This window comes from Lamprobacter sp. (assembly GCF_034860625.1).
Lineage (GTDB): Bacteria > Pseudomonadota > Gammaproteobacteria > Chromatiales > Chromatiaceae > Lamprobacter.
In genome coordinates this window covers 1-11,168 of sequence record NZ_JAYESN010000121.1, presented here as the reverse complement: position 1 = coordinate 11,168, position 11,168 = coordinate 1, and the positions used below count along the sequence as shown (strand labels likewise).

The window sequence follows — 11,168 nt, the reverse complement described above, 5'->3', positions numbered from 1 at the left end:
TCAAGCTGCGCCAGCGCGCTTGGATCAGCGCCGACATCCAGATCGCCGCTGGCGACGCGGGTGCGGCTGACGATCGGCTCGTAGCGCCAATCACCGTCGGTGCGATACCACTGATAGGAGGTCTGCACCCGAGACAAGGTCCACCGCAGTCCATTCGCAGCCATCGGCGCGCCATGAGCGTCGAGCACCATCACCGCGAAACGCGCGTTGCTTCCCTGGTCCACCGCCCCCTCGAACAGCGGCTTGATGGCAATCCGCGGGCGCTGGTCCAGGATCGGCAAGCTCAGATTGCGCTCGACCGGGCGGCCGCCGCCGTCAAGCACCTGCACATCGATCCGCGCTTGCAACGGCCGCGTGCTCGCCACCAGCACCGGCAACTCGACGCCGAGCTGGGCCTGGCCCGCGGCATCGGTCTCGGCACTAGGCACCGGCTCACTCCGATCCTCAACCTGTTCACTCGCGATGCCAAACTGCCAGCCTGGCCAGTCCGCCAGGCCATCGGCGAGCGTCACGCGCGTCATCCCGCTGACCTCGAGGTTCGCCGCCGGCGCGCCGTATAGGAACCGCGCATCGATGCTCAGGCTCGGCAGCGCGGCCGGATCAAGCGCTGGTGCCGAGGGCTCGACGCTGAAGTCGAGGCGCTCGGGCTCGAAGTCTTCGACCAGGAAGTTGACCCGCGCCAGCACATCGGCTTTGGGATCGGCATAGACCTCGGCCTGCCAGGTGCCGCGCATCGCATCCTTGAGCAGTGGCAGCCGCAGTTGATAACCGCCAAGGCCTTGGTCCTGGATCAGCGCTCGCTGTTGCTCAACGCCGTCGGGGCGCTTGAGCACGAAGGTCAGCGGCACCCCAGTAACGGCATCGGCACGCGGATCGCGGGTCAGCGCGGTCAGCACCACCGATTCGCCGGGACGATAGATCCCGCGCTCGCTGACCAGATAGGTGTCGATCGGCTGCGCTGCCGGGCGACCCTTGACGCCGCGATCGCTGAGATCAAACGGGCTCGCCTTCAGGTCGAGGAAGCCATAGTCGGTGTCTTCGCCCTCGGCGACCAACAGGGCCGGCCGGTTACCCCCTTGACCACGCAGCAGACCCGGTTCGAAGCGAGCATGGCCCTGGGCGTCGGTCTTGGCCTCACCGAGGACTTGCTGATTCCGCGCCAGCAGCTGCAGCCGCACGTCCGCCAGCGGCTCCGCGCTTGAGAGTGAGCGCACGAAGGCATGCAGGCCATCATCGGCGGACAACGCCGTGAGCCCGAGATCGGAGACGACAAACCATTGCGTCGCCTGATCATCGCTCGCGCGGGCATCGGCGGGGCGCGCGGTCAAGATATAGGCACCGGGCCTGAGTCCCTGAGTGGCCGACGCTGTCGGTACACCACCGCTCAGATCCGCAGATTGGCCTGCGCTGCCATCCTCGGACTCGCCCGGGCTGCCGTTTGCATGCTGGCCTGCGGCCTGGTCGCCGGCCTGGCTGCGCTCAGCGCCGGCAAGCCTGCCAGCCAGCTGCCCCCCGCCCAGCCCCGCGAGCAGTTCGGCCACTGGCACCGAGGTGGTGACCTCTTGATTCAGCTCCGAGCGGGTCTCGATCTGGCCTTTCCAAAGCTGCTCGCCGCTGGTTTCCGCGATGTCATCGGTCTGATACGCATTGAGCTGGGCGAGCAGGGTCTCATCGTTCAGGAAACCGCCGAGGGCGCGGTCGGCGACCCGATAGAGTGCAGCATCCAGCAGACTGGTGTTGACCGTCACCACTGGCAGCGCCGCCGCACCGCCGCTCGGCAAGACGTAGGCTCGGCCCGGGAATCGCACCGAGGGCGAGCGGTCACGCACATAGACCTCGAGCGTCACCGGCTTGGCCAGGCGCTCGCCATCGTTAGCCGGCAGCCCGGCGCGCACCCTGATCCGGTAGCGCTCGCCATGCTCGACACCGTCGATACAGAGCTGCTCGGCCTCGGGCTCGATCGCCAGCCCCTGGACATCAAGCTCGAGATAGTCGGCCAGCTCGACGCCCTCGCGCGCGAGTGGATCGGAGAAGCGGATGCAGATGCGCGGGTTGCGGGCATCGGACGAAACCTGATGGTCGATGATGCGAAAACCGTGCTCGGCCACCAGCTGGTCGAGCCGCGCGCGCAAGGCCGGATCATCGACCAGCGCCAAGGATGCGCGCTCGGCACGGATCGCCGCACGCCAGGCCGAGCGCGCCTCAAGCGAGCGCCCGATCAGCGCCAGCCTGCCTGCGCGCTGGCCGACCTCGGTCGCGCTCAGGTAGGCATTGATGGCCGCCGCGGTGGCCTCTTGCTGCAGCCGCTGGCGCTCGGACCAATCGTCGGTTTGAACGGCCATGGCCGCCTCGGCCAGACGCTGCCAGAGCGCCGAATCATTCGGCGCCAGTCGCAGCGCAACCCGATAACGGCCTGCTGCGGAGCGCGGATCATTCTCTGACAGCGCCTGCTGTGCCTCGGCCAGCATCTGATCCAGGCCACCAGCGATGCCACGAGATTCATCGCCTTCCGCGATGCGCCGGCGCAACGCATCAGCCTCGTTACGATCGCCACTGGGTAGGAACGCAAGTTCCGAGCGACGTTGCGCGCGCTGATCCTCGGCATCGATCGGACCGCTCTGGATATAGCCGGAGACCGCGCCATCGAAGGCGCGCGGCTCGCTGAAGCTGGATTTCAGGAAGCACCAGCCAGCATTGGTATTGAAGGTAAAGGCGCGGCAGCGCTCATCGGCAAGGCAAGCGACCTCGCAATCATCGAGGCTAACCGCTTGCAGGGTATCGTAATCATGGCCGAAGTAATCGGCGCCCTTGATCAGGACCAATTGACGCTGGGGCGGTTGGGGCTGGCGTTGGGATTGCAGCGCATCAGCGCCCGTATCCTCAGGAGTGACAGCAGCACTCGGCACCGCCGCAGGATGCTGGCTGCTGGTCTCGGCAACGGATTGTGGTGCAACGAGCGTTAGCCAGATCGCGCTTAACAACCACAGCACCGACCTGATCACGCGCATCGCAAAGATTCCGCTAAGCCGGTGACTCATCGCCTGCTCCCCTCGAAACTGCCCAGTGATGGCAGAGTGTAGACCCAAGGACGCGGCGGGAGAAAGCCAAGCCGGGCCACCGATCGATCGTCTCTCAGCGTGCGGCGCTCAGCGCAGCAAAGGCAGCAGTTTCCTGGGTGACGAATGCATCCCCTTCGGGCGTCTCCAACGCATGCTCAATGAACAGCGCCGCCAGCCCCCGTTGTTCGGCCAACGCCAGGCCAGGCTCGGGGCCTAGCACCAGCAACGCGGTGGCCCAGGCATCGGCCTGCATGCAGTCATCAGCCAACACCGTGACCGAGGCCAGCCGATGCCGAACCGGCTGCCCGGTGGCTGGATCGATGGTATGCGAATAGCGCTGGCCATCGATCTCAACAAAATTCCGATAATCACCCGAGGTGGCCATGCCGATGTCGCGCAGGGCGACCACTTGGAACACCTCACGCTGGCTCGCGTTGGGGCGCTCGATCGCGATCTGCCAGGGCTCGCCGCGACCATTGACCCCACGGCCATGCAGTTCGCCCCCAATCTCGACCAAGTAATCGCTGACACCCTGTGACTCCACCAGCGCCGCAAGCTGATCAACCGCATAGCCCTTGGCGATCGCCGAGAGGTCGACATAAAGATCCGGACGCGACTTGCGCAACGCGGGCGGCTGCGTCCGCACCTCAAGCTGGCGCCAGCCGACGCGCGCCCGCGCCGCCTGGATCTCACCCGCTGTCGGCAAGTCCTCGGCACTGGGCGTCGGCCCGAAGCCCCAGAGATTCACCAGCGGTCCAACGGTGATGTCGAAGGCCCCATTACTCGCCTCGCTCACCGCCTGCCCCGCACTGACCACAGCCACCAGCTCCGGCGAGACCAGGAACCAGTCGGTCGTGCTGCTCGCATTGAAGCGCGAGAGTTCCGAGCTCGGCTGATAGGTCGACATCAGGTCATTGATGGCCGAGAGCCGCGCGCGAACCTGTTCGGCCAGTGCCGATCGATCAAAAGCCCCAGGCGGGTCGACGACCTGCAGGCTGTAGGTCGTTCCCATCGTCGCGCCGCGCAAGACGAGCAGACGCTGCTCCGAGTCCTGGCCGCAACCGACCAGCATTAGAACCAAGGAGACTAAGACTACAGAGGCCGAGGCAATCCAGCGTTGCAACCCATGCAGCGGTGCGAAGAACCGCGAGGGGGCGTCGGCAGGCCATGGCGCATCGCCGTCATCCAGCTTCAGTATCATGCAGAGATCACCGGTTTCTCATGGAAAGCGCCTAGCCTCGACCCAAGCAGGAGGACGCGAGCGCCCTTCCGACACCCCAGCATCAGAACCCGACTCACATGAGCTTGATCACCTGTTGATTGCGCAGGCCGAGCACCTGCTGCGCGAGATCGATGGCCTGCTCGGCGAACTGATCCAGACTCTCCCAGCGGTCAGCCGTATCCAGCACATCGGTGAGGCTGGCGCTGATCAGGCGCAAATCATAGGCACCTTCTCCCCGATGATCCGCAGCTGCCTGCTGACTGGTCACATAGAGCACCGGCTCCTGCTCACCCATGGGCACCAGCGCCAGGATGAATCGATAGCGGTGATCGTCATCACTCTCGATCTCGCCCAGCAAGGTTGCCGTATGATCACCGATCTGGTAGCGCCGCTTCGGCAGCGCAGTCTTGATTTGGGGTCGATCCTGCATCGTCTGCCTCTTCTGCATCTTTAAGAATATCGCTTCTGAGGCCCACATCTGGCACCAGGCCAGAAAGAAGCAACCCTCGCCTCCCGTCGGTGCATCAGCATCGGCGCCTTCCGAGCTGATCCCGAGGCCCCTTGCGTCGGAATCTTAGGCGATTTCTGTCAAAGCCCATACCGCCTTGCTGTTTCTTCGCTCGCCTTCTTCGTCGTGCCGCCCGGTCAGATAGCCCCGCAATGATCCCGGCTGACGCTCCTCGAAGGCAAGCGAACATCCTGCTCAATTCGGTACGAGCTTTTTCGGCAATCGCCTTTTCATCTAAGGTTTCGTCAAGGATATCCTCAGGGATCGGCTCATGGGTGGCTCTCTAATGCGCACAGCAAACGCCGGACCAACCCAGGCCCAGCGTAGATCAGCCCGGTGTAGAGCTGCACGAGCTGAGCCCCGGCCTCCAGCTTCGCGGCCACGTCCTCTGGCGTAAAGATACCGCCGGTACCGATCAAGATGGGATCTGGCCCCAGCGCCTCACGGACCAAGCCCAGCAGTCGGGTGCTGCGCGCAAACAGCGGACGACCAGAGAGGCCGCCACTCATGCCGACTGTCGCACCGCTGAGCCCCTTGAAGTCGATCGTCGTGTTGGTCAGGATCAGTCCCGCGCAACCCGCCTCGATCGCCGCCTCGGCACAGGCAATCGCATCGGCATCGGCAAGGTCCGGGGCGAGCTTCAACAACACCGGTCGCGGCTGTGTCAGGCGCTGATTCGGCCCTTGCACCGCCTCTGCGAGGGCACGCACCTGGTCCCCGGTTTGCAGATCGCGCAGTCCCGGCGTATTCGGGCTCGAGATATTGACAACCAAGTAATCGGCAAGCTCGGCGAGCAAGGCGCTGCTGCGCTGATAGTCAGCCGCCGCTTGCGCCGCCGGCGTCACCTTGGACTTGCCGAGATTGACCCCGAGCGGGACCTGCATCAGCTCGCGCTCACGCAATCGGGTCAGCCGGACCGCCATGGCCTCAGCGCCAGCATTGTTGAACCCCATACGATTGACCAGCGCGCCATCGGCTGGTAGCCGGAATAGACGAGGGCGCGGATTTCCAGGCTGCGGCAAGGCTGTAACCGTACCGACCTCAATGAAGCCAAAGCCGCACTGTTGCCACAGAGGCACCGCCTCAGCGTCCTTATCCAAGCCAGCCGCCAAGCCGATCGGATTCGGGAAGCCGAGACCCATGGCCCGCAAGCGTAGGCCAGGCGAACGAGCCTGATCCGCCTCCCCAAGCTTGCCACTGAAGGCCTTTGACCAACGCGCTGCGAGCGCCATTGCCATGCCATGCGCCCGCTCGGCATCGAGGCGAAACAAGAGTGGACGCAGCAGCCCCCAGAGCGGACCGACCTGCAAGCCGGTGGCGGACGCTGCAGTGATCGGGCTCGATCCCTCTGTCGTCATGGGTCTCTCCCCTGCGTTGAGCGTTGATGTGACTTGGTTCGCGCTTCACGGCCCAGAAACCGGCAGATTGCGATACCGCAATTGCAATTAATCCAGTATATGCTAATAAACTATAAGGGCTTAGGCGTCAGGCGGTCGCAAACGCATCGCCAGTGTTCATCTTAACGCCCTGTCCTGTGTATGCCGACTGGAACATCCGTCGATCCAGCGATCGAACCATCCATTCAACCCGAAACAAAGGTCTGCTGCCATGAAATATCTGCTCGCACTCAAGCACCTCAACGGTGGAGAGATCGTCTCCATCGCCGCTGTCCTGCTGATGCTGGTGTTGGTTGCCTATGGTCTCATCGGCTAAGCCGAGCAGCGCGAACTGTCCCTCCCGACCCCTTGAGCGCCGACCGCTGACAACAAGTCGGCGCTCATCAAGCCACCAACCACCACCCACATCCATTACCGACCACCAACCCTGAGCAGCGCCCAAAGCGTCATCGCAGAGCCGCAAACCTAAGCGGCACTGCTCCCTGCTCCCTGCTCCCTGCTCCCTGCTCCCTGCTCCCTGCTCCCTGCCGCTGCACCTGCCCCTGCCCCCTAGGTCCGCTTTGCAATCGCTCCAAGTACTCGCTCGTGGCTTTACCCTTGCCCTTGCCCTCGTCCCGCCGCCCTCACCCCTCACCCCTCTCCAGATTGGGCCCGGTTTTGTACATCCAGCTCGTCGATAGTCTCCTCAACGAGACCAAAGCGGGAAGCAACCGCCTGCCCAAACAACAATATTAACAATTAATTATTCTGTGCCATTAATAACTAATTATCCTGGCAGATTAATAGCTCACCGATTATCGAATTAGCAGAAAAAACGCACGAATCCCGCCTTGCGCACTTGGAGTTCCATTAATAATTGATGCAGATCAGTTTTAAAAGATGAGACTTGCATCACTTTTTACCCCCATCAGCTAGAGTAATGACGACGGAGCCAAAGCCTCAGCAAACCAACAAAAACACTAAGAAATTCAGCTGGTTCTATGGCCCCACCAAGGCGAAATCGTTGATAATTCGCAACCCATAAGAAATACGCCAACTTCTACTTGGCGCGACCCAACAAAGACCACCAATAAATAAGGAGAGACCAAGATGCCGAATGAGCCAACCCTAGGCGGATTACTGCGCAGCCAGGGGGTCAGCCGTCGCGCCTTTCTTAAATTTTGCTCGACGACCGCCTCTTTAATGGCCTTGCCGGCAGGTATCGCTCCAGCCATGGCCGAAGCCCTTTCTAGCGCCCGTCGTCCATCCGTTATCTGGCTGTCCTTCCAAGAATGCACCGGCTGCACCGAGGCCCTGACCCGTTCCAGCTCGCCATCCATCGAAGCGCTGATGTTCAACTTCATCTCGCTCGACTATCACCACACCCTACAAGCGGCCTCCGGCGAGGCCGCCGAGCAGGCCCGCGAGCAGGCCCAGCACGAGAATGCTGGCAAATATCTGGTCTTGGTCGACGGTTCCATCCCGCTTGATGAACACTGCTCGACGGTCGCTGGCATCAGCAACCTCGCGATGTTGAAAGAGGCCTGTGCGAATGCCGCCGCCGTGATCAATATCGGCACCTGCTCAGCCTACGGTGGCATCCCGATGGCCAAGCCCAACCCGACCCGCGCCGTCGCGGTGGGCGACATCATCAAGGACAAGCCGATCGTCAATGTGCCCGGCTGCCCGCCGATGCCGCTCGCGATCACCGGCGTCATCGCCCAGTACCTGACCCTTGGACGCCTGCCCGAGCTCGACCACCTTGGCCGCCCCGTCGCTTTCTTTGGCGAGAACATCCACGACCGCTGCTATCGCCGCCCGTTCTACGACCGCGGCGAGTTTGCCGAGACCTTCGACGACGAAGGCGCGCGCAAGGGCTGGTGTCTGTACAAGCTCGGCTGCAAGGCGCCGATCGCCTACAACGCCTGTGCCCATATCAAATGGAACAACGGCGTCAGCTTCCCGATCCAGTCCGGACACGGCTGCATCGGTTGCTCGGAGCCCAGGTTCTGGGACATGGGCGGCATCTATCAGTCGGTCGCCACTGGCAACTTTGGTGACGGCGCCAAGCTCGGTGCTGCGGCCATCGCCGGAGCCGCGGCTGGAGCCGGAGCAGCCGTGCTCGCTCGCCGCAAGAAGACCGACCTGGCAGCCCACGAGCACAGCAGCGACTAGACGGCGACCAACGAGAAGCCCCCAGCGAGAGACGAGAGCACGACAAGGTCAAGGGGTCTCGGGTGCGCCCCGCAGAACGGTCGCCGCCCGAGCCCCCTGCCACTCAATCAGCACAAACAACAAGAACAATCGAACCACCAACTTCCTCAGGAGAACGGAACCCCATGACACTGCTCGAATTCGCCCGCGGCCCTGCGATTCATGCCGCACTCATCATCATGGCCGCCGGCATCGCCTTGCGGATCATCGGCGTCCTTGCCCTCACGCGCGGCGCCGACCTCTCGCGCCCGCGCGATGCCTTTGGCAACTTTAAGGGCTATCGCACCGTCTTCAGTCGCGCTTGGCCGAGCGGTGAGTTCACCACCACGACGCGTTATCAGACCGTTGTTGCCTACGTCTTCCACATCGCCACTTTACTGGTCGTTGTCGGTATCGTTCCGCACATCGAATTCATCACAAGTCTAACCGGCTTGTCCTGGCCAGCACTGCCGAACTTCGTCGGCGTAGCCCTCGGCACCATTGCCCTGGTCTCGTTGATCGCGCTGATCGTCCGCCGGCTTTCCAAGCCCGCGGTCTACAACTCAACGCTCGGCGATTACGTCACCTGGATCATCGTCGCCTTGCCGCTGCTCACCGGCCTCATGGCCTTTGCCCATGTCGGTCTGCGCTACGAGACCATGCTCGCGCTGCACATCCTGAGCTCCGCACTGCTGTTCGCCTACATGCCGTTCAGCAAGCTGATGCATGCGTTCTGGTTCATCTTCTCCCGCGCCCAGAGCGGGCTGGCCTACGCCCACAAGGGGGTTCGGATATGAGCACTGCTAACACGACGGCCGCCACAGCCACAGCCATCTTTCCCAGCTTCGAGCAGGTCTACCAAGGCCTGGCCAGCCAGATCGGCCTGCTGCGTGAGATGGCGCCGAAGCCGACCAAGTCCGACGAGAAGCGCCTCCAGGGCGCCGTCGACACCCTGGTCGAGGAGACCAACGCCGACGAGGCGGTCTGGCTCGAGAGCTGCATTCATTGCGGCCAATGCACCAACGCCTGCCATTACTTCCAGGCCACTGGTGAGGCCAAATACGCGCCGATGCGCAAGATGGACCTCTACCGCCGGGTCTATCAGCGCGAGATCAGCCCGATGCGCTGGTGGCATCGGTTGATCACGCAGCCGGTCAAGCTCTCCGACTTCGAGCAGGCCAAGGAGCTGATCTACGACTCTTGTTCCGAGTGCGGCCGCTGCACCATGGTCTGCCCAATGGGCATCGACACCGCCTCGCTGGTGCATCACATGCGCACCGCCATGGTCGCCGCCGAGCTGGTGCCACCGGAGCTGGCCGCCCTGCGCATGGAGCAGAAACAGATGGGCACGGTGTTCGGCTCCTCACCCGAGGCGCTGCACAAGATGGTCGATACCATCCGCGAGCAGGCGGGCATCGAGATCCCCATCGACAAGGACAAGGCCGAGGTGATGGTGCTGAGCTCAGCGGTCGACCTGGTCGCCAACGGCAATGGCCTGCTCGCCACGGCCAAGATCATGAACCACCTTGGCGTCGATTGGACCATCTGCTCGGACGGCTTTGAGAGCGCCAACTTCGGGCTGCTCTCGGGCGATATGTCGCTGTGGAAGAAACAGGTCGACCCGATCATCGCCGCCGCCCAACGCGTTCAGGCCAAGATCCTGGTCATCGCCGAGTGCGGCCATGCTTACCCGGCGTTGCGTTGGAACCCGATGCTCAGCAGCGGCGGGCTGCCGTTCGAGATGATGTACATGTCCGAGTTCCTCGGCAAACAGGCCAAGGCCGGCAAGCTGCATCTGACCCCGTTCGAGGGCAAGGTCACCTTCCACGACCCCTGTAAGACCGGACGTCGCGGCGGCGCCTTCGACGAGCCGCGCGCGGTACTGGCGGCGATGGATGCCGACCTGGTCGAGATGCCGGCAAACAAGGAATACAACTGGTGCTGCGGCGGCGGTGCCGGCATCTTCCTGCTCGAAGACGCCACCCGACTGCGCGATGAGTCGTTCAAGATCAAGATCCGCGAGGTCAACGAGAGCGGCGCCGAGTCGGTCGTCGTCAGCTGCGCCAGCTGCCGGCTCAACTTCGAGTCCGGCCGCCAAAAGAACCATTGGGATAAGAAGGTCCACAGCCTGGTCGAGCTGGTCGCCGACCATCTGATCGAGGACGAGTCCACCGCCAAAGCCCAAGCCCGAGGAGCAGCCGCATGAGTGCCCGCGTTGTTGTTGATCCGATCACCCGCATCGAAGGTCATCTGCGCATCGAGGCGCAGATGAACGGCGGCATTATCGAGCAAGCCTACTCCAGCGGCACCAGCGTGCGCGGGCTCGAGACCATCGTCCAGGGCCGCGACCCGCGGGAGGTCTGGGCCTTCGTGCAGCGCATCTGCGGCGTCTGCACCCTGGTGCATGGCATCGCCGGGGTGCGCGCGGTCGAGGATGCCCTGGATTACAAGATCCCGCCCAATGCCGAGCTGATCCGCAACCTGATGATCGGCAGCCAGTATGTGCACGATCATGTGATGCACTTTTATCACCTGCACGCCTTGGACTGGGTCGATCTGCTCGGCTCGTTGCAAGCCGACCCGAAGAAGACCTCGGAGCTGGCGCAGTCGATCGGCACCTATGCCAAGACCTCGCCTGGCTACTTCGCCGACGTGCAGAAGCGCCTCAAGGGCTTCGTCGAGGCCGGCCAGCTCGGCATCTTCGCCAATGGCTACTGGGGCCATCCGGCCTACAAGCTGCCGCCCGAGGCCAATCTGATGGCGGTCGCGCATTACCTGGATGCGCTGGCCTGGCAGCGCAATGTCGCCGA

The 11,168-nt window shown here is 63.2% G+C and carries 8 protein-coding genes; 4 read left to right on the top strand and 4 right to left on the bottom strand.

From position 1 onward, the window contains the following. The 4 genes from VBE63_RS20680 to VBE63_RS20665 form a co-directional block, all read right to left on the bottom strand. Positions 1-3,008: MG2 domain-containing protein (locus VBE63_RS20680; RefSeq protein WP_323684913.1), on the bottom strand; the 3,008-nt coding region annotated here is incomplete at its 3' end. 124 nt (positions 3,009-3,132) lie between these two features. Further along, positions 3,133-4,260: an FAD:protein FMN transferase gene (locus VBE63_RS20675; protein WP_323684912.1), complete on the bottom strand. Its 1,128-nt coding sequence runs from the start codon at positions 4,258-4,260 to the stop codon at positions 3,133-3,135. A gap of 94 nt (positions 4,261-4,354) precedes the next feature. Then, on the bottom strand, positions 4,355-4,711 hold the full coding sequence (locus VBE63_RS20670; protein WP_323684911.1) for a hypothetical protein: 357 nt from the start codon (positions 4,709-4,711) through the stop codon (positions 4,355-4,357). A gap of 347 nt (positions 4,712-5,058) precedes the next feature. After that, positions 5,059-6,147: a quinone-dependent dihydroorotate dehydrogenase gene (locus VBE63_RS20665; RefSeq protein ID WP_323684910.1), complete on the bottom strand. Its 1,089-nt coding sequence runs from the start codon at positions 6,145-6,147 to the stop codon at positions 5,059-5,061. A 1,128-nt stretch (positions 6,148-7,275) separates the two neighbouring features. On the opposite strand from VBE63_RS20665, the gene VBE63_RS20660 reads away from it, so the two are divergent. The 4 genes from VBE63_RS20660 to VBE63_RS20645 form a co-directional block, all read left to right on the top strand. Next, positions 7,276-8,340: a hydrogenase small subunit gene (locus tag VBE63_RS20660; RefSeq protein WP_323684909.1), complete on the top strand. Its 1,065-nt coding sequence runs from the start codon at positions 7,276-7,278 to the stop codon at positions 8,338-8,340. A gap of 164 nt (positions 8,341-8,504) precedes the next feature. Next, positions 8,505-9,155 (top strand): nitrate reductase, encoded by a 651-nt coding sequence (locus VBE63_RS20655; RefSeq protein WP_323684908.1) that lies wholly within the window; start codon positions 8,505-8,507, stop codon positions 9,153-9,155. Then, on the top strand, positions 9,152-10,564 hold the full coding sequence (locus VBE63_RS20650; RefSeq protein WP_323684907.1) for a (Fe-S)-binding protein: 1,413 nt from the start codon (positions 9,152-9,154) through the stop codon (positions 10,562-10,564). Before VBE63_RS20655 ends, VBE63_RS20650 begins: the two co-directional genes overlap by 4 nt. Further along, the coding region (locus VBE63_RS20645; RefSeq protein WP_323684906.1) for a nickel-dependent hydrogenase large subunit at positions 10,561-11,168 on the top strand (608 nt) is incomplete at its 3' end. The genes VBE63_RS20650 and VBE63_RS20645, both read left to right, overlap by 4 nt.

Excerpts from the sequence above, each read along its gene's own strand:
- VBE63_RS20665 (WP_323684910.1), bottom strand. The coding sequence starts at position 6,147 with ATGACGACAGAGGGATCGAGCCCGATCACTGCAGCGTCCGCCACCGGC.
- VBE63_RS20650 (WP_323684907.1), top strand. The coding sequence starts at position 9,152 with ATGAGCACTGCTAACACGACGGCCGCCACAGCCACAGCCATCTTTCCC.
- VBE63_RS20670 (WP_323684911.1), bottom strand. The coding sequence starts at position 4,711 with ATGCAGGATCGACCCCAAATCAAGACTGCGCTGCCGAAGCGGCGCTAC.
- VBE63_RS20675 (WP_323684912.1), bottom strand. The coding sequence starts at position 4,260 with ATGATACTGAAGCTGGATGACGGCGATGCGCCATGGCCTGCCGACGCC.
- VBE63_RS20660 (WP_323684909.1), top strand. The coding sequence starts at position 7,276 with ATGCCGAATGAGCCAACCCTAGGCGGATTACTGCGCAGCCAGGGGGTC.
- VBE63_RS20655 (WP_323684908.1), top strand. The coding sequence starts at position 8,505 with ATGACACTGCTCGAATTCGCCCGCGGCCCTGCGATTCATGCCGCACTC.